This is a genomic window from Pseudomonas pergaminensis (genome assembly GCF_024112395.2).
In the GTDB taxonomy this organism is placed as follows: domain Bacteria; phylum Pseudomonadota; class Gammaproteobacteria; order Pseudomonadales; family Pseudomonadaceae; genus Aquipseudomonas; species Aquipseudomonas pergaminensis.
The window spans coordinates 56,677-78,809 of record NZ_CP078013.2 but is presented as its reverse complement, the minus strand read 5'-3'; the positions used below and the strand labels follow the sequence as shown (position 1 = coordinate 78,809).

The 22,133-nt window shown below is 61.2% G+C and carries 23 protein-coding genes; 10 read left to right on the top strand and 13 right to left on the bottom strand.

All coding sequences use genetic code 11. From position 1 onward, the window contains the following. Positions 1-4 precede the first annotated feature (4 nt). Positions 5-958, top strand: a complete 954-nt coding sequence (locus KUA23_RS00385; RefSeq protein ID WP_078046250.1) for a homoserine kinase — start codon at positions 5-7, stop codon at positions 956-958. A 123-nt stretch (positions 959-1,081) separates the two neighbouring features. Here KUA23_RS00385 and KUA23_RS00380 read toward each other — a convergent pair whose 3' ends face one another. Continuing rightward, on the bottom strand, positions 1,082-2,011 hold the full coding sequence (locus KUA23_RS00380) for a zinc ABC transporter substrate-binding protein ZnuA (RefSeq protein ID WP_078046249.1): 930 nt from the start codon (positions 2,009-2,011) through the stop codon (positions 1,082-1,084). Positions 2,012-2,069: 58 nt separating this feature from the next. On the opposite strand from KUA23_RS00380, the gene KUA23_RS00375 reads away from it, so the two are divergent. From KUA23_RS00375 to KUA23_RS00360, 4 genes are read left to right on the top strand one after another with little or no spacing between them, the layout of a single operon-like run. After that, entirely contained in the window at positions 2,070-2,552 is a 483-nt protein-coding gene (locus KUA23_RS00375) for a Fur family transcriptional regulator (RefSeq protein ID WP_012721520.1), read from the top strand. Further along, entirely contained in the window at positions 2,552-3,337 is a 786-nt protein-coding gene (gene znuC, locus KUA23_RS00370) for a zinc ABC transporter ATP-binding protein ZnuC (protein ID WP_065902810.1), read from the top strand. Before KUA23_RS00375 ends, znuC begins: the two co-directional genes overlap by 1 nt. After that, a complete protein-coding gene (gene znuB / locus KUA23_RS00365) occupies positions 3,330-4,118 on the top strand; it encodes a zinc ABC transporter permease subunit ZnuB (protein WP_012721518.1) in 789 nt (262 codons plus the stop codon). The genes znuC and znuB overlap by 8 nt, the downstream gene beginning before the upstream one ends. Positions 4,119-4,155: 37 nt before the next feature. Further along, entirely contained in the window at positions 4,156-4,875 is a 720-nt protein-coding gene (locus tag KUA23_RS00360) for a PA5502 family lipoprotein (protein ID WP_078046247.1), read from the top strand. Positions 4,876-4,962: 87 nt separating this feature from the next. Here KUA23_RS00360 and katE read toward each other — a convergent pair whose 3' ends face one another. Continuing rightward, positions 4,963-7,176, bottom strand: coding sequence for a catalase HPII (katE, locus tag KUA23_RS00355; protein WP_223204484.1), 2,214 nt, complete (start codon positions 7,174-7,176; stop codon positions 4,963-4,965). Between the two features lie 193 nt (positions 7,177-7,369). Between katE and KUA23_RS00350 the strand changes: the two genes are divergently transcribed. The 3 genes from KUA23_RS00350 to KUA23_RS00340 are packed head-to-tail and all read left to right on the top strand — an operon-like array spanning position 7,370 to position 9,872. Beyond that, positions 7,370-8,377: a methionine ABC transporter ATP-binding protein gene (locus KUA23_RS00350; RefSeq protein ID WP_100491810.1), complete on the top strand. Its 1,008-nt coding sequence runs from the start codon at positions 7,370-7,372 to the stop codon at positions 8,375-8,377. After that, entirely contained in the window at positions 8,377-9,051 is a 675-nt protein-coding gene (locus tag KUA23_RS00345) for a methionine ABC transporter permease (protein ID WP_078046245.1), read from the top strand. Before KUA23_RS00350 ends, KUA23_RS00345 begins: the two co-directional genes overlap by 1 nt. A gap of 50 nt (positions 9,052-9,101) precedes the next feature. Beyond that, the gene (locus KUA23_RS00340) at positions 9,102-9,872 is read left to right on the top strand and encodes a MetQ/NlpA family ABC transporter substrate-binding protein (RefSeq protein WP_028618642.1); all 771 of its coding nucleotides are present in this window, start codon (positions 9,102-9,104) and stop codon (positions 9,870-9,872) included. A gap of 160 nt (positions 9,873-10,032) precedes the next feature. Here KUA23_RS00340 and KUA23_RS00335 read toward each other — a convergent pair whose 3' ends face one another. Genes KUA23_RS00335 through KUA23_RS00315 form a run of 5 tightly spaced genes read right to left on the bottom strand, consistent with a single transcriptional unit; the run spans position 10,033 to position 13,956 of the window. Beyond that, the gene (locus KUA23_RS00335; protein WP_099493314.1) at positions 10,033-10,668 is read right to left on the bottom strand and encodes an SCO family protein; all 636 of its coding nucleotides are present in this window, start codon (positions 10,666-10,668) and stop codon (positions 10,033-10,035) included. Next, on the bottom strand, positions 10,665-11,564 hold the full coding sequence (gene cyoE, locus KUA23_RS00330) for a heme o synthase (protein ID WP_214497096.1): 900 nt from the start codon (positions 11,562-11,564) through the stop codon (positions 10,665-10,667). The genes KUA23_RS00335 and cyoE overlap by 4 nt, the downstream gene beginning before the upstream one ends. Then, positions 11,552-12,631 (bottom strand): COX15/CtaA family protein, encoded by a 1,080-nt coding sequence (locus tag KUA23_RS00325; RefSeq protein ID WP_252993280.1) that lies wholly within the window; start codon positions 12,629-12,631, stop codon positions 11,552-11,554. The genes cyoE and KUA23_RS00325 overlap by 13 nt, the downstream gene beginning before the upstream one ends. 10 nt (positions 12,632-12,641) lie before the next feature. Next, entirely contained in the window at positions 12,642-13,226 is a 585-nt protein-coding gene (locus KUA23_RS00320; RefSeq protein ID WP_078050842.1) for a hypothetical protein, read from the bottom strand. Beyond that, the gene (locus tag KUA23_RS00315) at positions 13,192-13,956 is read right to left on the bottom strand and encodes an SURF1 family protein (protein ID WP_252993279.1); all 765 of its coding nucleotides are present in this window, start codon (positions 13,954-13,956) and stop codon (positions 13,192-13,194) included. The genes KUA23_RS00320 and KUA23_RS00315 overlap by 35 nt, the downstream gene beginning before the upstream one ends. Positions 13,957-13,984: 28 nt before the next feature. Between KUA23_RS00315 and KUA23_RS00310 the strand changes: the two genes are divergently transcribed. Further along, positions 13,985-14,188 (top strand): twin transmembrane helix small protein, encoded by a 204-nt coding sequence (locus KUA23_RS00310; RefSeq protein ID WP_252993278.1) that lies wholly within the window; start codon positions 13,985-13,987, stop codon positions 14,186-14,188. Positions 14,189-14,194: 6 nt separating this feature from the next. Here the strand turns inward: KUA23_RS00310 and KUA23_RS00305 are convergent, their stop codons facing one another. The 4 genes from KUA23_RS00305 to coxB form a co-directional block, all read right to left on the bottom strand. Next, positions 14,195-15,082 (bottom strand): cytochrome c oxidase subunit 3, encoded by an 888-nt coding sequence (locus tag KUA23_RS00305; protein ID WP_252993277.1) that lies wholly within the window; start codon positions 15,080-15,082, stop codon positions 14,195-14,197. A 34-nt stretch (positions 15,083-15,116) separates the two neighbouring features. Further along, on the bottom strand, positions 15,117-15,668 hold the full coding sequence (locus tag KUA23_RS00300) for a cytochrome c oxidase assembly protein (RefSeq protein ID WP_252993276.1): 552 nt from the start codon (positions 15,666-15,668) through the stop codon (positions 15,117-15,119). A 144-nt stretch (positions 15,669-15,812) separates the two neighbouring features. Further along, positions 15,813-17,399 (bottom strand): cytochrome c oxidase subunit I, encoded by a 1,587-nt coding sequence (gene ctaD / locus KUA23_RS00295; protein ID WP_078046240.1) that lies wholly within the window; start codon positions 17,397-17,399, stop codon positions 15,813-15,815. 58 nt (positions 17,400-17,457) lie between these two features. Beyond that, positions 17,458-18,585, bottom strand: a complete 1,128-nt coding sequence (gene coxB, locus KUA23_RS00290; protein ID WP_078046239.1) for a cytochrome c oxidase subunit II — start codon at positions 18,583-18,585, stop codon at positions 17,458-17,460. A gap of 367 nt (positions 18,586-18,952) precedes the next feature. On the opposite strand from coxB, the gene KUA23_RS00285 reads away from it, so the two are divergent. Further along, positions 18,953-19,600, top strand: a complete 648-nt coding sequence (locus tag KUA23_RS00285; RefSeq protein ID WP_099493310.1) for a hypothetical protein — start codon at positions 18,953-18,955, stop codon at positions 19,598-19,600. Positions 19,601-19,705: 105 nt separating this feature from the next. Here KUA23_RS00285 and KUA23_RS00280 read toward each other — a convergent pair whose 3' ends face one another. Beyond that, positions 19,706-21,247, bottom strand: a complete 1,542-nt coding sequence (locus KUA23_RS00280; RefSeq protein WP_078046237.1) for a SulP family inorganic anion transporter — start codon at positions 21,245-21,247, stop codon at positions 19,706-19,708. A gap of 85 nt (positions 21,248-21,332) precedes the next feature. Next, positions 21,333-22,064: a carbonic anhydrase gene (locus KUA23_RS00275; protein WP_078046236.1), complete on the bottom strand. Its 732-nt coding sequence runs from the start codon at positions 22,062-22,064 to the stop codon at positions 21,333-21,335. Positions 22,065-22,133: the final 69 nt, after the last annotated feature.

Here is a 22,133-nt window from a genome sequence, read left to right as displayed (position 1 = left end):
AACCATGTCTGTGTTCACCCCCCTGGCTCGGCCCGAGCTGGAAACCTTTCTCGCCCCTTACGGGCTCGGCCGCCTGATCGACTTCCAGGGGATTGCCGCCGGTAGCGAAAACACCAATTTCTTTATCAGCCTGGAGCAGGGCGAGTTCGTCCTGACCTTGGTTGAGCGCGGCCCGGTCGCGGAGATGCCGTTTTTCATCGAACTGCTCGATGTGCTCCACGACGCCGACCTGCCCGTGCCTTACGCCCTGCGCACCACAGAAGGCGTGGCCCTACGCGAACTGAAAGGCAAACCGGCGCTGCTGCAACCGCGCCTGGCCGGCAAGCACATCAAGGACGCCAACGCCCAGCACTGTGCCCAAGTAGGCGACCTGCTTGGCCACCTGCACCTGGCGACGCAAGGCGAAAAGGTGCTGGAACGCAAGACCGATCGCGGGCTGGACTGGATGCTCAGCGAAGGCGCGCAGCTTATTTCGCACTTGAACGAGGCACAGCAGCGCCTGTTGCAAGACGCCCTGGCAGAGATCGAAGCGCATAAGGCCCAGATCCTCGCCCTGCCGCGCGCCAACGTGCACGCTGACCTGTTCCGCGATAACGCGATGTTTGAAGGCACGCACCTCACTGGTCTGATCGACTTCTACAACGCCTGTTCCGGCCCGATGCTGTACGACGTGGCGATCGCCCTGAATGACTGGTGCTCGGACGCTGATGGCGTGATTGATGGGCAACGCGCTCGGGCATTGCTGGGTGCGTACGCAGCGCTGCGTCCGTTTACGGCGAAAGAGGCAGAACTGTGGCCGACGATGTTGCGCGTAGCCTGTGTGCGGTTCTGGCTGTCACGCCTGATCGCGGCCGAATCGTTTGCCGGCCAGGATGTGTTGATCCATGACCCGGCGGAGTTCGAGCATCGCTTGGCACAACGCCAGCAGGTCACGATCCAACTGCCGTTCGCCCTCTAAAGCCCAACTCGGTCATTGTGGGAGCTGGCTTGCCTGCGATAGCGTCAGGTCAGCCAGCAATGTCGTCGCAGGCCCACCGCAATCGCAGGCAAGCCAGCTCCCACATTAGATATGCGCCATCTGTTACAACGACTCCAGGCACCCGGCCAGGTCATTCCCTAGCTTCTCCAACACCTGCTCGTAACCCTGAGCGGTAGCCGGCGTGTAACCGCCCAACGCATCCAACTCCGCCAGCTTCACCGGCAAGCCGGCGACCAGCGTTTCAGCCAGGCGCGGGCGCAACGGCGGCTCACTGAACACACACGTCTTGCCGACTTCCTGCAAACGCGTACGCATCGCAGCCACGTGCTGGGCGCCGGGTTGTACCTCGGCGGCAACGCTGAACACACCAGTGTGCTTGAGGCCGTAAGCGTCTTCGAAGTAATCGAAAGCTTCGTGGAAGACGAAGTAAGGCTTGCCATCGATCGGCGCCAAGCGGGCTTTCAGGCGAGCGTCCAGCGCATCGAGGCGCTCTTCGAAGGCCTTAGCGTTGCTCTGGTACCGCGCGGCATTGGCCGGATCGGCGGCTGCCAGGTCAGCCGCCATGCGCGCAGCAATCACCCGAGCATTTACGGTAGACAGCCACAGGTGCGCATCCAGGCTGCCTGGGCGGTGATCGTGGTCATGTTCGTCGGCATCGTCGGCGTGGGAGTGACTATCTTCGGCGAATCGACGCAGTTTCATGCCTGGAAGGTCCTGCACGGCCACCGTTGTTGCCGTACGACCTTTCAACACGCGTGGCAGGAAACTCTCCATATCCGGGCCGATCCAGTACAGCAGGTCCACCGACTGCACGCGCCGTACGTCGGATGGTCGCAACGCATAGTTATGGGGCGACGCACCGGGGGGCAACAACACCTCGGGAACCGCCACACCGTCCTGTACAGCAGCGGCAATCAACTGCAATGGCTTGATGCTGGTCAGCACCTTGACCTCGGCCTGAGCGGCGCCAGTAATGAACAAACTGGTGACAAATACGACAAAAACGGGAAAAAGTCGGGACACGATGACCACTCAATGGCGTAGGAACGGGTAACATAATAACGTCTCTATCAAATATCTGTCGCCGCTCATGCCTAAAACACCGCTTGCCAGCCGTCCCCACGACCACTCTCACTGCGTGCATACCGCGCTGTCGGAGGCCGACACCCTGTGCACACAGAAGGGGTTGCGCCTGACCGCCTTGCGTCGCCGCGTGCTGGAACTGGTGTGGCAGAGCCACAAGCCGCTGGGCGCCTACGACATCCTCGGCGTACTCAGTGAGCAAGACGGCCGTCGCGCAGCACCGCCGACCGTGTACCGCGCACTCGACTTCCTGCTGGAAAACGGCCTGGTGCACCGCATCGCCTCGTTGAACGCCTTCGTCGGCTGCAGCCACCCGGAACACGCGCACCAGGGCCAGTTCCTGATCTGCCGCGAGTGCCACGCCGCCATCGAGCTTGAACAAAAAAGCATCAGCGACGCCATCATCAAAAGCTCGGCCGATGTCGGCTTCCGGGTCGAAGGGCAAACGGTCGAAGTGGTCGGCCTGTGCTCGGGCTGCCAGGGGGCTTGATGAGCAACGCGTTAATCCGCCTGGAGCAGGTCGGGGTCACGTTCGCCGGGCAAAACGTGCTGGATAACATCGCGCTGAGCGTGGAGCCTGGGCAGATCGTCACCTTGATCGGCCCCAATGGCGCCGGCAAGACCACGCTGGTTCGCGCCGTACTCGGCCTGCTCAAGCCCGACACCGGCAGCGTATGGCGCAAACCCAAGCTGCGGGTCGGCTATATGCCGCAGAAGCTGCACGTCGACCCGACATTGCCTCTCTCTGTGTTGCGCTTCCTGCGCCTGGTGCCGGGTGTGGACCGCACCCGCGCCCAGGCTGCGCTCAAGGAAGTCGGCGCCGAACAGGTGATCGACAGTCCGGTGCAAAGCATCTCCGGCGGCGAAATGCAGCGCGTGCTACTGGCCCGCGCCCTGTTGCGCGAGCCGGAACTGCTGGTGCTGGATGAACCCGTGCAAGGCGTCGACGTCGCCGGCCAGGCCGAGCTGTACAGCCTGATCACCCGCCTGCGCGACCGTCATGGTTGCGGCGTGCTGATGGTCTCCCACGATTTGCACCTGGTGATGAGCACCACCGACCAAGTGGTGTGCCTCAACCGTCACGTGTGCTGCTCCGGCCACCCGGAGCAGGTCAGCGGCGACCCGGCGTTCGTCGAGCTATTCGGCAAGAACGCCCAGAGCCTGGCGATCTACCACCACCATCACGACCACGCCCACGATTTGCATGGCGCCGTGGTCGACGATCCCACCGCGCCTCACACCCACGTTCATGGAGATAGCTGCAAGCATGGCTGATTTTCTGCTCTACGCCCTGCTGGCAGGCTTGGCTTTGGCGTTGGTGGCGGGCCCACTGGGCTCGTTCGTGGTCTGGCGACGCATGGCTTATTTCGGCGACACGCTGTCGCACGCTGCGCTGCTGGGCGTGGCCATGGGCTTCTTGCTGGATGTCAGCCCGACCATCGCCGTGACCGTGGGCTGCCTGTTGCTGGCAGTGCTGCTGGTGACCCTGCAACAGCGCCAGCCACTGGCCTCCGACACCTTGCTGGGTATCCTGGCGCCGAGCACCCTGTCCCTGGGCCTGGTGGTGCTGAGCTTCATGCATGAAGTGCGCATCGACCTGATGGCCTACCTGTTCGGCGATCTGCTGGCGATTAGCCCCACCGACCTTGCATGGATTCTCGGCGGCAGCGCGGCCGTATTGGTGTTGCTGGTCGCGCTGTGGCGCCCATTGCTGGCGATTACCGTGCACGAAGAGCTGGCCACGGTCGAAGGCTTGCCCGTGCCGAGCCTGCGCATGGCCCTGATGTTGCTGATCGCCGTGGTGATTGCTGTCGCGATGAAGATAGTGGGCGTATTGTTGATCACGTCGCTGTTGATCATTCCTGCAGCCGCTGCCCAGCGCCATGCCCGCTCACCGGAGCAAATGGCGATCGGCGCAAGCCTGTTGGGGATGCTTGCAGTGTGCGGGGGCTTGGCGTTGTCCTGGTTCAAGGATACCCCGGCCGGCCCATCGATTGTGGTCACGGCCGCCGCCCTGTTTCTGCTGAGTTTTGTCCTGCCCCGTCGAGGGGTGTAGACTTGCTCGCTTTTTGCGCAAATAGAGAGTCGCAGGAATGAAGCTGTTCACCTCCCGTTATCTGCTCCTTGCCGCATTTTCCCTGCTGCTGGGCGCCTGTCAAAGCACACCGCCCGCCGCCCCCGAGGCCCCGGACGCACGCGCTGCGGCCATCGCGCAGCTGGAGCAAAACCTGGCCAGCAGCGAGTTGGCTACCGCCGAAGACCAACTGGCCGCGCTACAGGCTCAATCGCCCAACGACCCGGCGCTCGAGACCTACCAGCGTCAGTTGGCCGAAGCCTATCTGCAGCGCAGCCAGATCGTGTTGCAAAAAGGTGACGTAAACGCCGCCGCCACCGCCCTGAGCCGTGCCCGCGCCCTGATGCCCAAGGCGCCCGCACTCACCGGCGGCGTAAACAGCGCCATCACGCACGCCCGCAAAGCCGAGCTGGATAAAGCCGAGGCCGCCCTGAAAGCCGCCGAAGCCAAGCCCGCGGCCAAAGTCATCGACCCGGCAGCGCCCAGCACCACAGTGGCGCTGAACCTCACCAACATCGAAGAACTGCGCCACCAGCTGGACGCAATTGCCACCGACGTGGTGAATTACCAGTGCGACGTGAGCATCCAGGCGCCGCGCACAGAGGATTACCCGTGGCTGGCCACGTTACTGACCAAACGGGTGAAGCGTATCGATTCGGGATATGACCTGAAGATTCACCGGCAGATTCTGAAGAACATTCCGGCACAGGTCGTGCTGATTCCGCGCAAGGCGGACTAAAAAAGCATCGCCGGCAAGCCGGCTCCTACCCATCAACCTGTAGGAGCCAGCTTGCCGGCGATAGCGATCTAACTGACAACCAATAGCTTAAGCTGGAATCGCCTTGGCCTTAGGCTCGCGATCCCAAACCCGATGCTGGCCGATCGCGGCAAAAAACGCCTTGAACGCCTTGGCATCCGATCCCACGATCAGCCCCGCATCCACCTCAAGTTTCAGCAGGTCCAACAACGGCTTCGCGTCACTGGCGACTGTGATCGCCTTGAGGTGCTTGTATGCCTCCAACAGGAAGTGCAACGCCACCCCATCACCGCTCAGGGCTTTCACCGAGTCCTTCCCGCCAGGGACGAACACCGCATCAAACGCAATGGACGGCATACCTTCCATCGACGCATCCACTGGCAGGCTCTTGCCATCGGCCGTCTTCACCGGCGCCGAGGTTGGCCCCAGCAGCTTGGCGTGCGCACCTTCTGCCTCGAGTGCCTTTTTCAGCGCGGCAATCGCCACGCCGTCCACGCCATTGGCTGCCAGGATCGCCACCTTGCGGGTCTTGATATCGCCCGGCAGCAGGTTCGCCTGGCTCAACGCTGGCGAGCGCTCCGGCTTGGTTTGACGCTCCGGCACGGTGCCTTGGGTCGGTGCTGGCAGCCCCAGGTTCTGGGCCACGCGCTTGGCCAGTTCCAGGTCGATATTCGCCAGGATCTCGTTGACTTGGCGCGCGCGAATGAACTCACGCTCTACCTTGCCCAACTCAAAGCTATACGCCGCGATGATGTGCTCTTGCTCGTGCTTGCTCATGCTGCGGAAGAACAGGCGCGCCTGGGAGAAGTGATCGCCGAACGACTCGCTGCGCTCACGGATCTTGTGGGCATCGATGCGCTCCGGATACGTCTCGAAGCCACCATCCTGTGCCGCCGGCGGAGTTTCTTTAGGCCAGCCGCCATCAATCGAATTCGGCTCGTAGGACGCACGACCTTTATCGATGGTGCTGCGGTGCATGGCATCACGCTGGTTGTTGTGCAGCGGCGTCACGGGCTGGTTGATCGGCAACTGGTGAAAGTTCGGGCCGCCCAGCCGGCTGATCTGTGTATCGGTGTAGGAAAACAACCGACCTTGCAGCAGCGGGTCATTGGAGAAGTCGATACCCGGCACGATATGACCCGGGCAAAACGCGACCTGCTCGACTTCTGCAAAGAAGTTATCCGGGTTGCGATTCAGAACCATCTTGCCCAGCGGGGTGATCGGCACCAGCTCTTCCGGAATCAGCTTCGTGGGGTCGAGAATGTCGAAGTCGAAGGCATGCTCCTTATCCTCGGGGATAACCTGCACACCCAATTCCCACTCGGGGTAGTCGCCCATCTCAATGGCTTCCCAGAGATCGCGACGGTGGTAGTCGGTATCTTTACCGGCCAGCTTCTGCGCCTCGTCCCACACCAGCGAGCAAGTACCCGCCGTAGGGCGCCAGTGGAATTTGACGAAGTTGGATTTGCCCTCGGCATTCACCAGGCGGAAGGTGTGCACGCCAAAGCCCTGCATGCTGCGCAGGCTTTTTGGAATGGCGCGGTCAGACATTGCCCAGATCACCATGTGAGCGGATTCAGGCTGCAGCGAAACGAAGTCCCAGAACGTATCGTGCGCCGATCCGCCGGTAGGAATTTCATTGTGTGGTTCAGGCTTTACGGCGTGCACGAAGTCAGGAAACTTGATCGCGTCCTGAATGAAAAACACCGGCATGTTGTTGCCCACCAGGTCGAAGTTGCCTTCTTCGGTGAAAAACTTAACCGCAAAACCGCGCACATCACGCACCGTATCCCCTGAGCCACGCGGGCCCTGCACGGTGGAAAAGCGCGTGAATACCGGGGTTTTATGCCCTGGGTCACGCAGGAACCCAGCCTTGGTCAGCGCCGAATGGTTTTCATACGTCTGGAAATAACCATGGGCGCCGGTGCCACGGGCATGCACGATGCGCTCTGGGATGCGCTCATGGTCAAAGTGCGTGATTTTTTCACGCATGATGAAGTCTTCCAGCAGCGATGGGCCACGGGAACCGACTTTCAAGGTGTTCTGGTTGTCGGAAATCTTCACGCCTTGGTTGGTACGCAGGGCCTGGCCGGTCGCATCGGAACGGAATGTCTCCAGGGCCTGTAGCTTGGCGTTGGTGTTGCCACGGTCCAGGGTATCGGTGCCCGCGAGTTCACTCTTCGGCGGGGTGGCTGGCTTCTTGGTACTCATCAGACAAAACTCCTTATTCAAAGTGGCCAGAGCGATCCCCGGCTCGTTTGAGCAAAACCCCAGGCACGGCACCTGGGAAATCGAGTTGCTTAAGTAGTGACTGATGGGGTTTTGGGCCGTTCCTTTTTTATGACCTTTGATCGCGTTATTGCCAAATCGCTGGTTGAATGCGAAATAAATGCTAAGAAACACTATACGGACAGGCTAAAATGCGCGCCCGGCTAACCGCTGATCCCTTTTCCATGCGCCCCACAAGGTTCGCTACGTGATCGAGTTTCAAAACGTCCATAAAACCTACCGCGTCGCCGGTAAGGATATTCCCGCGCTGCACTCCACCAGCTTGAGTGTCGAAAACGGCCAGGTGTTTGGCCTGATCGGCCACTCCGGTGCGGGTAAAAGCACCCTGCTGCGCCTGATCAACCGCCTCGAGGAACCGAGTGGCGGCAAGATCACGGTGGATGGCGAAGAAGTCACCGCCCTGGACGCCAACGGCCTGCGCCGTTTCCGCCAGCAGGTCGGGATGATCTTCCAGCACTTCAACCTGCTGGCGTCCAAGACCGTCGCCGACAACGTCGCGTTGCCGCTGACCCTGGCCGGCGAACTGTCGCGCAAAGAAATCGACCTGCGCGTCGCCGAATTGCTCGCCCGTGTCGGCCTGTCGGACCACGCCAAGAAGTACCCGGCGCAGTTGTCCGGTGGTCAGAAGCAACGCGTCGGCATCGCCCGCGCCCTGGCGACCAAGCCAAAGATTTTGCTGTGCGACGAAGCTACCAGCGCCCTCGACCCGCAAACCACCGCTTCGGTGCTGCAACTGCTGGCCGAGATCAACCGCGAGCTGAAGCTGACCATCGTGCTGATCACCCATGAAATGGACGTGATCCGCCGCGTGTGCGACCAGGTGGCCGTGATGGACGCCGGCGTGATCGTCGAGCAAGGCTCGGTGGCCGACGTGTTCCTGCACCCCAAGCACCCGACCACCAAGCGCTTCGTGCAAGAAGCCGAGCAGGTCGACGAAGGCGAGCAGCGCGATGACTTCGCCCATGTACCCGGCCGCATCGTGCGCCTGACGTTCCAGGGTGAAGCGACCTACGCGCCACTGCTGGGCACCGTCGCCCGCGAAACCGGTGTGGACTACAGCATCCTCGCCGGTCGTATCGACCGCATCAAAGACATCCCCTACGGGCAACTGACCCTCGCCGTCACTGGCGGTGACATGGACGCCGCCTTTGCGCGCTTCACTGCCGCTGACGTTCACATGGAGGTCCTGCGCTAATGGAAGCCCTGTTGAGTTTCTTCGCTAATATCGACTGGTCCGAAATCTGGCTGGCCACCGGCGACACCATGACCATGCTGTTCGGTTCGCTGTTCTTCACCGTCGTACTGGGCCTGCCGCTGGGCGTGCTGCTGTTCCTGACCAGCCCGCGCCAACTGTTCGAACAGAAGGGCCTGTACGCGCTGCTGTCGCTGATCGTGAATATCCTGCGTTCGCTGCCGTTCATCATCCTGCTGATCGTGATGATCCCGTTCACCGTGCTGCTCACGGGTACTTCGCTGGGTGTGGCGGGTGCAATTCCGCCGTTGGTCGTGGGCGCGACGCCGTTCTTCGCGCGCCTGGTGGAAACCGCCCTGCGTGAAGTGGACCGTGGCATCATCGAAGCCACCCAGTCCATGGGCGCCAGCACGCGCCAGATCATTATCAATGCCTTGCTGCCCGAAGCCCGCCCCGGCATTTTCGCGGCGATTACAGTGACGGCGATTACACTGGTGTCCTACACGGCGATGGCGGGTGTGGTGGGTGCCGGTGGCCTGGGTGACCTGGCCATCCGCTTCGGTTACCAGCGCTTCCAGACCGATGTGATGGTCGTGACCGTGGTGATGCTGCTGGTCCTGGTGCAAATTCTGCAAACCGTCGGCGACAAGCTGGTGGTGCACTTTTCTCGAAAATAACGGCCATGGCCGGCCCCCGCCGGCCGATGCCCGAACAAGGAGCTTGTTGGATGAAAAAACTACTGGTTGCTTTCGCCGCCGTTGCCGCGTTTTCCGCCCACGCCGAGACCATTACGGTCGCCGCTTCGCCGGTCCCCCACGCGGAAATCCTCGAATTCGTGAAACCTGCCCTCGCCAAAGAAGGCGTAGACCTGCAGGTCAAAGTCTTTACCGATTACGTGCAGCCAAACGTTCAAGTCGCTGAAAAGCGCCTGGACGCCAACTTCTTCCAGCACCAGCCGTACCTGGATGAATTCAACAAGGCCAAGGGCACTCACCTGGTGAGCGTCGGCGCTGTGCACCTGGAACCCCTGGGCGCTTACTCCAGCAAGTACAAGAAGCTGGACGAGCTGCCAAGCGGCGCCAATGTGGTGATCCCGAACGACGCCACCAACGGCGGCCGCGCGTTGTTGCTGCTGGCCAAGAACGGCCTGATCACCCTGAAGGACCCGACCAACATCCTGTCGACCATCAAGGACATCACCGGTAACAGCAAAAACCTGAAGTTCCGTGAACTGGAAGCCGCCACCCTGCCGCGCGTGCTGACCCAAGTCGACCTGGCGCTGATCAACACCAACTATGCGCTGGAAGCCAAGCTGGACCCGTCCAAGGACGCACTGGTCATCGAAGGCAGCGACTCGCCTTACGTGAACATTCTGGTGACCCGCGAAGACAACAAGGACTCGGACGCCGTGAAGAAGCTGGTTGCCGCCCTGCACACGCCTGAAGTGAAAAAATTCATCGAAGAGAAGTACAAAGGCGCGATCAAGCCGGCGTTCTGACCTGACTCGATCTCCCAAAACTGGAGATCAAAAAATGTGGGAGCGGGCTTGCTCGCGAATGCGGTGTATCAGTCGAAGGAGATGTTGACTGGCACACCGCTTTCGCAGGCAAGCCAGCTCCCACATTTGTTTTGTGGTGCTGGCCGGGCTGGCGTCCGGCTTATTTACGCTGCAACAGCACCGGCAGTTGCGCTACGAGCTTCTGGTTATTCAACGGCGCACGAATAAACCCACGCTGCGTCCCGTCCGGACCGATCAGCGCCAGGTTACCGCTGTGGTCAACGGTGTAGTTCGGTTTGCTGGTGTCGGCCGGTATGAACGGAATGCTCACCGCATTCGAAACCTTCTGCACATCCTCCACGTTCGCGCCGGTCAGGCCCTGGAACTGCGGGTCGAAGTAGCCCAGGTACTGCTTGAGCTGGGTCGGCGTATCGCGGTTCGGGTCGACGCTGACCAGGATCACCTGCAGCTTATCCACCGCGTCCTTGGGCAGCTCGCTCTTGATCTGGCGCAGTTGGGCGAGGGTGGTCGGGCAGATGTCCGGGCAGAAGGTGTAGCCGAAAAACAGCAGGCTCCACTTGCCTTTCAACTCATTGACCACCACCGGCTGGCCTTCCTGGTTGGTCATGCTCACTGGCGGCAGCTGACGGCTTTGCGGCAGCAGGATGATGCCGGCGTCGATCAAGGCAGTGGGGTCGCCCTGGCCCTTGCCCGAGAGCACCTTGTTGACGGTCAGGCCCATGATCAATGCCACCAGGGCCACCAGGATGAAGACAGTTTTTTGAGTTCGAGTCATAGGTTCAACAGTAAGTAGTGGTCTACGAGCAGGGCGATAAACAGCAGCAGCAAGTACCAGATAGAGTACTTGAAGGTGTTGATCGCCGCGTGCGGCCGACCGCCACGGTACAACACCCAGGCCCATTGCAGAAAGCGCCCGCCCAATACCAGTGCACAGGCAAGGTACAGCACGCCGCTCATATGGATCACATAGGGCATCAGGCTCACTGCCAGCAGGGCGAAGGTGTAGAGCAGGATATGCACCTTGGTGTAGTGCTCGCCATGGGTGACCGGCAGCATCGGAATATCGGCCTTGGCGTATTCCTCCTTGCGATGGATGGCCAGGGCCCAGAAGTGCGGCGGCGTCCAGGCGAAGATGATCAGCACCAGCAGCAGGGGTTCGGCGCTGACATGCCCGGTGACGGCGACCCAACCCAACAGTGGCGGCGCCGCGCCGGCCAAGCCTCCGATAACGATATTCTGTGGCGTCGCACGCTTGAGAAAGCCGGTGTAGATCACTGCATAACCGAGCAGCGAAGCCAGCGTCAGCCACGCCGCCAGCGGGTTGGTGAACGCCAGCAACAGCGCCAATCCTGCAACAGCCAGAAACAGTGCAAACGCCAACGCCGCCAGCGGCGACACCCGCCCCTCGGCCAATGGCCGCTTGTGGGTGCGCGCCATCACCGCGTCGATGCGCCGATCCACCACATGGTTGACCGCCGCCGCGCCCCCCGCACACAGGGCAATCCCCAGGTTGCCAAACACCAGCACTGTCCACGGCACGCCGGCGCGGGTCGCCAGGAACATGCCAACCAGCGAGGTGATGAGCATCAGCACCACCACCTTCGGCTTGGTCAGCTCCAGGTAGTCACGCCAGATCGCCTGGCGGTGGTGTGCGCCGATCAAGGTCGCCATGGCATCTCTCCTTTAAGGGTAATGAGGCCCGATACGTGTTTGCGCGGGATAAACCGCCAGCCGAACGGCAGTTGATTGCGCACCCGGACCAGGCTGGTGCGCGCGTGGTAATTGACCAACACCAGACTGAGCAATAACGCGGCGCCCCCGGCGTTATGGCCTACAGCCACCGCCAGCGGCAGCCCGAAAGCCACATTGCTCAGGCCCAGGCAGATTTGCGCGGCGAGGGCGACCAGCAATAAGCCCGCCAAACGCGTCATGCCCACCACGCGCAATTGCCAGGCCAGGCCGAGCAACACCACGCTGACGATGACGGCGCCGATGCGGTGGGTCAGGTGGATGGCGGTGCGTGCCTCGCTGTCCAGTTGCCCGCCCAGGTAGTTGGGCCCGATGTGCTGGGTGAGATGAAAACCGTTGGCGAAATCCGCTGCCGGCCACCACTCGCCATGGCAGGTCGGCAAATCGATACAGGCCACCGCCGCATAGTTCGAACTGACCCAGCCACCCAACGCAATCTGCCCGATCACCAGCACCAGTCCCGCCGTCGCCCAATACTGCAGGCGCTTGGGCACGATCAACGCGGGTAATACGCCGGACAGCCGCAGTGTCAGCAGGAACAGCAGGCTCAAGGTCGCAAAACCGCCCAATAAATGTCCCGTGACCACCTGCGGCCACAGCTTCAGCGTTACCGTCCACATGCCAAACGCCGCCTGGGCGAACACTACCGCCAGCACGAACAGCGGCAACTTCACCGGCTGGCCAGGATCGCGCCGATGGCTCCACGAACGCGCGGCCAACAGCACGATCAGCAAGCCCAAGGTGCCGGCGAAGTAGCGATGCGTCATTTCCGCCCAACCTTTATCCGCCTCCACCGGCGTATCGGGGAAGTGCAGCTCGGCATGGGCCAACTGGGCTTCGGTCTTGGGCACACTGATAAAGCCGTAGCAGCCGGGCCAGTCCGGGCAGCCGAGGCCGGCGTGGGTCAGGCGCGTATAGGCGCCAAGCAGCACGACGATCAACGCCAGCAAGGTGGCAAACAACGCGAGGCGAAATCCAGGTTTGGCCATGACGATGCCCTTATCCGATGTTGGACAGTTTCAGCAGGTGGCGCAGGTCGTTGAGCAAGTCCTTGCCCTTGACCTTGGCGTCGTAGCGCAGCACCAGGTTGCCGTGGGGGTCGACGATCCAAAGCTGTGCATCGCCCGGTGCTCCGGCGTTTTTGCTGAAGGTCGACAGGTCCAGCGGGAAGCGTTGCAGTTGCGGGTATTCGACCTTGAGCTTGGCGTCATAGTCGCTGCCCAGCGGCTGCGCACTGGCCAAGGCATGGCTGGCGCGGGAGGCATCGCGCCCCAGGCCGATCTGCAATTGCCGCGCGAGGTACACCAGTTGCTGGCAATCGGCAGCACAGGCGGCGGGCGCGGTCACCAGCAGTTGCCAACGTTGCTCATCGGCCTGCACGCCAATGTCGGCGCGGGTCTGTCCGTTGCCGATCATCTCACCGTGGTAGCTGCGGCTTTCCGGCACCCAGAACTGCAGCTTGTACATGAAGGTGGCCAGCGCCATCGGGCCGATCACCATCATCAGGATCAGAATCAGTTGCCAACGGCCTTTGCGCCGGTCAGGCACCTCAGACATGTTGAGTGGATTCATGGCCGCTCCCATGGGGCTTCTCCTTTTTGTTGTGCCATCCGAGGTAGAGATAAAGCGCCAGCAGGGCCAGCGACATGGCGAACCACTGCACGGCATACGCCAAGTGTTTTTCCGGCCCCATGGCCACGATCGGCCAAGTGGTTTCGTAGGTGCCAGGGCCGGCTTCGGCCCGCAGCTCGTAGGCAAAGCCGCTGCGCCCCAGCTCTGCCCACAACGCGGCAGGGTGCAGCGCTGTCAGCAAGCGCGGCCATTGCGCACCCGCCGGGTCGGCGTGCAATTGGAAGGTTTCACCGGGGGCGACATACACCCAGGCATCCAGGTTCAAGGGTTGCTCAGGCGTGCTGAAAACGGGTGGCGTGCGCCGGTCCGGCCAGGGCAACCAACCGCGATTGAGCAACAGCCACAGGCCGCTGGCCTGGTCATGGAAAGGTTGCAGCAGCTCAACGCCGGCCTTGCCGTCGCGCATGCGGTTGTCGAGAAAAACGCTGTGTTCGGGATCGAATTGCCCGCGCAAGCGCACACGGCGAAAGGCCGGGTCAGCCCTGTCGTTGAGTTGCACACTGCTGATCGGATCCGCCGCGCGCCGCTCGGTATAACTGTCCACCAGCAGCTGTTTTTCATGGCCGCGAGACAGTTGCCAGAACCCCAGGCCGACCATCAACGGCAGCAGTACCAGCACCACTAAGGTAGGTGCGATCCCTGGACGAAAGCGTTTTGCGGCGCTGGCTATACTTGTTTTCATTGCCCGCCCATCCCATTGGAGCCAGACCATGCTCAAAGCCGCCATTGCCCTGATGCTGATCGCGACCGTTGTGAGTCTGTTCAGTGGCTTGTTCTTCTTGGTCAAGGACGAGGGCAACTCCAATCGCCTCGTCAACGCCCTGACCGTGCGTGTGGTACTGGCCGTGATCACACTGGGTTTGATCACCTGGGGGTTTTTCAGCGGCCAATTGGTTTCTCATGCGCCGTGGTAAGTCGGCTCACAGCACATAGACGAAGAAAAACAGCCCGATCCACACCACATCCACAAAGTGCCAATACCAACTGGCCGCCTCGAAGCCGAACTGGTGCTCGGCGTTGAAATGCCCCTTGAGGATGCGCATCAGCATCACGAACAGAATGATCGTGCCGATGGTGACGTGGGCGCCGTGAAAGCCGGTGAGCATGAAGAACGTCGCGCCATACACGCCCGAGCCCAGGGTCAGGCCCAGCTCTTTATAGGCGTGGATGTACTCCTCGGCCTGGAACCCCAGGAATGCCAGGCCCAACAACACTGTGATCGCCAGCCAGATCTTCAGCGCACCGCGATGTCCTTTGCGCAGCGCATGGTGGGCGATGGTGATGGTCACGCTGGAACTCACCAGCAAGATGGTGTTGACCAATGGCAGGCCCCAGGGGCTGATGGTGCCCTCCGGCGCGGGATACATTTTCGGGTCGGGGTTGTTGAGCAACGGCCAGGCAAACTCGAAGTTCGGCCACAGCATGTGCGCAATGCCCTTGTGCCCTTCGCCCCCTAGCCACGGGCCGGACATGTGCCGCACGTAAAACAGTGCTCCGAAGAACGCGATAAAGAACATCACTTCAGAAAAGATGAACCAGCTCATGCCCCAGCGAAACGATCGGTCCATCTGCGCGCTGTACAACCCGGCGCGACTTTCCTTGATTACCGCTCCAAACCAGCCGAACAGCATGTAGGCCACCAGCAGGCCGCCGACGAAGAAGATCCACGGGCCGTGGGATTCCGGGCGCGCCGCCTTCAGGTCGTTGAACCACACGGCCAGGCCGTACACCGTGACCAGCATGCCAATCGTGGCAATAATTGGCCATTTGCTTTGCGCTGGTACGTAGTACGTATCATGAGTCGACATGTATTCGCTCTCCTGATTGAGCCCCAAACAGTAGCTAGCCGCCGGTATGAGCAGCCACGGGCGGTTGGCGCGCAGTGATATCAAACAGCGTGTACGCCAGGGTCAAATGCTTCACATCCTTGGGCATGTCGCGGTCGACAATGAAGCGCACCGGCATTTCGATGCGCTGGCCCGGCTGCAGTACTTGCTGGGTGAAGCAAAAGCACTCGGTCTTGTGGAAGTACATCGCCGCTTCGGCCGGGGAAATACTCGGTACGGCCTGGGCGGTCATGGGTTTGTCGGTGGGGTTGTGGGCCACGAACAACATCTCCGTCACCGCGCCCGGGTTGACCACCACTTCGTCAGCATTGGCGTAGAAATCCCAGACCATGTCGATGGCGTTGGTGGACAGGAACTGCACCCGCACCTGGCGTGAAGCGTCGACAACCTGTTCACCCTCGTACTGCCCGGCCGTCTTGCCATTGATACCGAACGCTTTGCACATCACGTCGTAGATCGGCACCAGGGCAAAGCCGAAGGCGAACATCGCCACCACCAGGATGAGCAGCCGAGTAACCAGGCGCTTGATAGGCACGGACTCAGCCATGGCGACCACCCCGCTTTTGATTTTCTGTGGTAGCTGGCTTGCCTGCGATAGCGGTGTGCCAGGCACCGAATCTACTCACTGCCACACCCTCATCGCAGGCAAGCCAGCTCCCAAAGGAGACCGTGTCGGCCTGCACCAAAGTGTTCATTTCACCTCCGGCGGCGTCGTGAACGTGTGGTACGGCGCAGGCGAAGGAATGCTCCACTCCAGCCCTTCGGCGCCATCCCACGGCTTGGCCGGCGCCGGCGGGCCGCCACGGATGCACTTGATCACGATGAACAGGAAGAAGATCTGCGTTGCGCCAAACATGAACGCACCAATCGACGACACCATGTTGAAGTCGGCGAACTGCAGGTTGTAGTCCGGCACCCGGCGCGGCATGCCCGCCAGCCCGACGAAGTGCATGGGGAAGAACGCCATGTTCATGCCCACGAAAGACAGCCAAAAGTGCAGCTTGCCCAGGGTTTCGTCGTACATGTGGCCGGTCCATTTCGGCAGCCAGTAGTAGGCCGAGGCGAAGATGCCGAAGATCGCGCCGGGCACCAGTACGTAATGGAAGTGCGCTACCACGAAGTAGGTGTCGTGGTACTGGAAGTCCGCCGGCGCAATCGCCAACATCAGCCCGGAGAAGCCACCGATGGTGAACAGGATCACGAAGGCCACGGCGAACAGCATCGGCGTCTCGAAGGTCAGCGAGCCCTGCCACATGGTGCTGACCCAGTTGAACACCTTCACCCCCGTCGGCACGGCGATCAGCAGCGTCGCGTACATGAAGAACAACTCGCCCACCAGCGGGATGCCCACCACGAACATGTGGTGCGCCCACACGATGAACGACAAAAACGCGATGCTCGCCGTGGCGTAGACCATCGAGGTGTAGCCGAACAGCGGTTTGCGCGAGAAGGTCGGGATGATCGAGCTGACGGCGCCGAAAGCCGGCAGGATCATGATGTACACCTCAGGATGGCCGAAGAACCAGAACACGTGCTGGAACAGCACCGGGTCACCACCGCCAGCCGCACTGAAGAAGCTGGTGCCGAAGTGGATGTCCATCAGCATCATGGTCACGCAACCCGCCAGCACCGGCATTACCGCGATCAGTAGGAACGCGGTGATCAGCCAGGTCCAGACAAACAACGGCATTTTCATCAACGTCATGCCGGGTGCGCGCAGGTTGAGGATGGTCGCGACCACGTTGATCGCGCCCATGATCGAACTGATGCCCATGAGGTGGATGGCGAAGATGAAGAACGTCACGCTTTCCGGCGCATAGGTGGTAGAGAGCGGGGCGTAGAAGGTCCAGCCGAAATTCGGCCCGCCGCCGGGGGTGAACAGGGTCGAGACCAGCAGCAGGAACGCCGCCGGCAGCAGCCAGAAGCTGAAGTTGTTCATGCGTGGCAGGGCCATGTCCGGCGCACCGATCATCAGCGGGATCATCCAGTTGGCCAGGCCGACGAACGCCGGCATCACCGCGCCGAACACCATGATCAGGCCGTGCATGGTGGTCATCTGGTTGAAGAACGCCGGCTCGACAATCTGCAGGCCGGGCTGGAACAGTTCGGCGCGGATCACCATGGCGAACGAGCCGCCGAGCAAAAACATGGTGAAAGCGAACCACAAGTACAGGGTGCCGATGTCTTTGTGGTTGGTGGTCAGCACCCAGCGCATCAACCCCTTGGCGGGGCCGTGGGCATGGTCGGCGTGACCATGGTCATCGATCACAGCGCTCATGGCCGTTCTCCTGCAAGCGAGTGGGCGGGGCGGGTCGAGGTAAACGCCTTGAGGTAGGTCATTTGCTTTCCGCCTGCTTGATGGCCAGCACGTCTTTAGGCGTGACCATGTCGCCTTTGTTGTTGCCCCACGCATTGCGCTCGTAGGTCACCACGGCGGCGATATCCACTTCCGAAAGCTGCTTGCCAAAGGCCGCCATCGCGGTGCCCGGCTTGCCGTGGTAGACGAGACTCAGGTGGCCTTCTTTTGGCCCTGTCGCGATTTTCGAACCCTTGAGCGCCGGGAACATTGGCGGCAAGCCCTGGCCCTCGGCCTGGTGACAGGCCACGCAGGTGGTGTGGTAGACCTTGTCGCCACGGGCCACCAGCTCTTCCAGCGTCCACTCTTTGGAGGTGAGTTCCTTGAGCTTGGCGGCCTCTTCCTTACGCTCGCCGAGCCAAGTGTCGTAGTCGGCCTTGGACTTGACCTCGACCACGATGGGCATGAACCCGTGGTCCTTGCCGCACAGTTCGGCGCACTGGCCACGGTAGATGCCAGGCTTCTCGATACGGGTCCAGGCCTCGTTGACGAAGCCGGGGATGGCGTCGCGCTTGACCGCAAACGCCGGCACCCACCAGGAATGGATCACGTCGGCAGCCGTCACCAAAAAGCGCACCTTGGCGCCCACCGGCAACACCAGTGGCTGGTCGACTTCCAGCAGGTAGTGTTCGCCCTTGGTGGCCTGGTTGTGGATCTGCTCGGCGGGCGTGGCCAGGTTGCTGAAGAACTCCACGTCCTGGCCCAGGTATTTGTAGTGCCACTTCCACTGGTAACCGGTGACCTGGATATCGATATCCGATTCACTGCTGTCGTAGATATTGATCAGGGTCTTGGTCGCCGGAATGGCCATCGCGACCAGGATCAGCAAGGGCACGACGGTCCAGAGGATCTCCACGGTAGTGCTTTCGTGGAACTTGGCCGCGACCTGCCCCGTGGACCGGCGATGAACGATCATCGACCAGAACATCGCGCCAAACACGATGATGCCGATCACCACACAGATCCAGAATATGGTCATGTGCAGGTCGAACACAGCGTGACTGACTTCTGTCGCCCCTGGCGCCATATTCGTTGTCCAGGCGGCATGTGCCTGGCCGAATACTGACCACAACAGGAGGCCCATCCAAACGTGTGGATGTCGCATCATTGCGGGTTCCCCTTATCGTTCTTGTTATCCCGCCGGTTTGCACCTGCGTCGAAGGGAGCGGCTTCCATACTGCTTACAACCGCTTAGCCTTGCCTGCTTATGCAGTCTGGCGTCATCAGCTAATCGCGTACAAATCCGAGTATAGACAGGCTCTGCAACCCCGCAATGTGTAGGGGCAAATGAGCAAAAATGACCGGTCGGGGCTAATAAAACCGGGTGCGGAATCGTTTATCCGACGAACGATGGCAATAGGATATAACGCAGGCGCATAACCATGAAATAATTATGACAAATGCGTCTTAAGCTCTCGTATAAACGAGCTACCTTATCCTCTCCCTTTTCCTACGCCTGCATCACTGGAGCTTTCATGAACACCGCCGCATTGCGCGAGCAGATTTCCCGTGCCCATCAACACGAAGCCAGCACGGGCCAGCTTGCCCAGCAACTGGAAAAACAATTGCCGCACCTGCATTCGGCCATCTCCCTGGCTGACGGTGATCGCAACATTGTCATGACTCGCTTTGTCACCGCCTACATCGACCTGGTCCCGGACTTGCTGGACGCCGCCAACGATGTGGCCCGCGAGGCGGGTATCGAAAGCCAGATCAAGCCGGTGCTGAAAATTGCCGAGCACTTCTTCCTGCAACCGCCTGCCATCCTCGCCGGCCACGAAGGGCTCGACGGCCTGCTGGATGAGGCCTACCTGGCTCATCGCCTGGTCGAAGAGGTCAACGATCTGTACATCAAGCATTTTGGCCAGCCGTTGATTCCGGCCGACACCACCGTGGCCAATGTCATCGCCCACCAGCTGATCGGCGAAACCTTCGCCAACCAACTGGATGAAGCGGTGCATCACGCGGTGGATGAAATGCTCAACGAAGACAGCTTTGCGCTGGAGTCGGTCGAGACCTATCGCGAACAGCTCAAGAGCCCGGACACGGAAGCCGCGTGGAAGCGCTGGCCGTGCCTGTCGCGACAGCTGGGGGTTGAGTTGGCGCTGGACCAGCCTGCCTGATCCCCCGTTGTAGGCACTGGCTTGCCAGCGATGAGGCCCTTGAACCTAAGTGATCTTGCGGGCTTCATCGCCGGCACGCCGGCTCCTACAGGGGTTATCTGCGCTTCAGGCTGGTGCTGAGCCTATCCCCGTCGTCGTCCGCACCCGACCTTCCAACCGGCGCTTCAACCCGCGCGCCTCGATCACCAGCTTCGAGCCCTTGGCCGCATTGGCCCGCCCCCATTCCTCGAGCAGCTCCAGGCAGGAATGGTCGATGTAACTCAGGTTATTGAGCGGCACATGCACAGTGCTGCCCGCCGGTACCGTGGACAGCACCTGGGTCAACGCCGGCACTTTCAGAAAGGTCGCCGCACCGGTCAGGCGCAGCTCCATCTCGCCCTCCTGGGGCAAGTCGATCAGGCTGACCTTGAGCCGCGAAGCCTTGAACGCCAGCTTGACCAAGGTCAAGCCGAAGCCCACCAGCACGCCGGTCAGCAGGTCGGTAAAGATGATCGCCAGCGCCGTGGCCGCATAGGTGAACATCGGCATCCGCCCATAGCGTCCCAATGCCTTGAATGCCTTGACGTCCACCAGCTTGATACCGGTGTACACCAGCACGCCCGCCAGGCTCGCCACCGGAATGCTCTGCAGCACACTCGACAGCAACAGCACGAACGCCAGCAGCCACAGGCCATGGAACATCGCCGACAGGCGCGTGGTAGCACCGGCCTGTACGTTGGCCGAGCTGCGCACGATCACGCCGGTCATCGGCAAGGCACCCACCAGGCCGCAGAGCATGTTGCCTACACCTTGAGCAGACAATTCCTTGTCGAAATCAGAACGCTGACCGCTGTGCATGCGATCCACCGCCGCGGCGGAGAGCAGGGTTTCGGCACTCGCGATAAACGCCACCGCAAACGCGGCAATCAACAGTTGAGGATCTGCAAGATTCAACAGATCGCTGGGGCGCAGCCAATCGATGGCATCGGCAAGATTTTCCGGGACTTCCACGCGCTTGACCTGCAACGCCAGCATCAGGCTGACCACGGTGGTCAGGCCCACACCCAACAAGGCGCCGGGTACAAAGCGCAGCGTCTGTGGGCGGAATTTATCCCAGACGTACATCACCAGCATCGTCGACAACCCGAGCAATCCCGCCTGCCAGCCCAGGCCACCGCCCAGGGTCGGGATCGCCTCCGCCAACGCCGCCGGGAAGCCTGCCAGGTTGTCCAGCCCCGAGGGCTTGGGCGCGCCGTCGAGCATCACGTGAATCTGGGATAGCACAATCAGCACGCCAATCCCTGCCAGCATGCCGTACACCACCGCCGGGGCCGTGACGCGAAACCAGCAGCCCAGGCGCAGACGCCCGGCTACCAGCTGCAGAAAGCCCGCCAGCAACAGGATCGGCCCGAGCATCAGCATGCCGTGCTGGCGCACCAGTTCGAATACCAATACAGCCAAACCGGCCGCCGGACCACTGACTTGCAACGGCGAGCCCGCCAGCCAACCCACCACAAGGCCGCCGATGATCCCGGTGATCAGGCCCTTGGCGGGCGGCATGCCAGAGGCAATCGCGATGCCCATGCACAAGGGCAGGGCAACCAGAAACACAACCACGGAAGCGAGCAGCTCCCGTGGCAATACAGCTTTCAATTGAGCAGCACGCATGATGACTCTCCCGAGGCATTCGCCGGGCGCGGTAAAGCCTGGCTGCGTCCATGGCAGCCACCGCTTTACCCGGCAGGGAAGTGTGTTAGAAGCGCGCTTTAGGCGTCGCGCAAGGGATCGGCCCGTCGCCGCCCAACGGTCGGAACGCCGACTGGTCGGCATCGTAGGCGCGGATTTCGCTGGTCTCGATGTTGTAGATCCAGCCATGGATATACAGCTGACCATTGGCCATGCGCGAAGCCACGGAAGGGTGGGTACGCAAATGCTGCAGTTGGGCGATGACGTTTTCTTCGGTCAGCACCTTCATGCTCTCGCCTTCATTGGCGCAGTCGCAGTTGTCTTCGACCATGGACTTGGCCACCTCAGCGTGTCGCAGCCAGGCCCTGACGGTTGGCATCTTCTCCAGGCTGGCGGGGTTGAGGACCGCACGCATAGCGCCGCAATCGGAGTGCCCGCAAACGATGATGTGCTGCACGCCCAGGGCAAGGACGGCGTACTCGATGGCCGTGGAAACACCGCCGTTCATCTGCCCATAAGGCGGTACGACGTTACCGACGTTACGCGTCACAAACAGATCGCCCGGGGAGCTTTGGGTGATCAGCTCAGGCACGATGCGCGAGTCGGCGCAGGTAATAAACATCGCCCGTGGGCTCTGGGCCGTGGCGAGTTTCTTGAAGAGTTCTTCCTGCTGCGGGAAGACGTCGTGATGGAAATGCAAAAAGCCGTCAACGATATGCTTTAGCGCTGCATCGGCGGTTTCCGCCACTGGAGAGGCAGAAGCCGACGCAGCCAACGGCTGTTTATCCTTGTCACTCATGATTCATCCTCTTGATTAATGCAGGGGAGTTTTCAGGTCAGTTCGACGCTTGGCCAGTGGAAAAGTTGT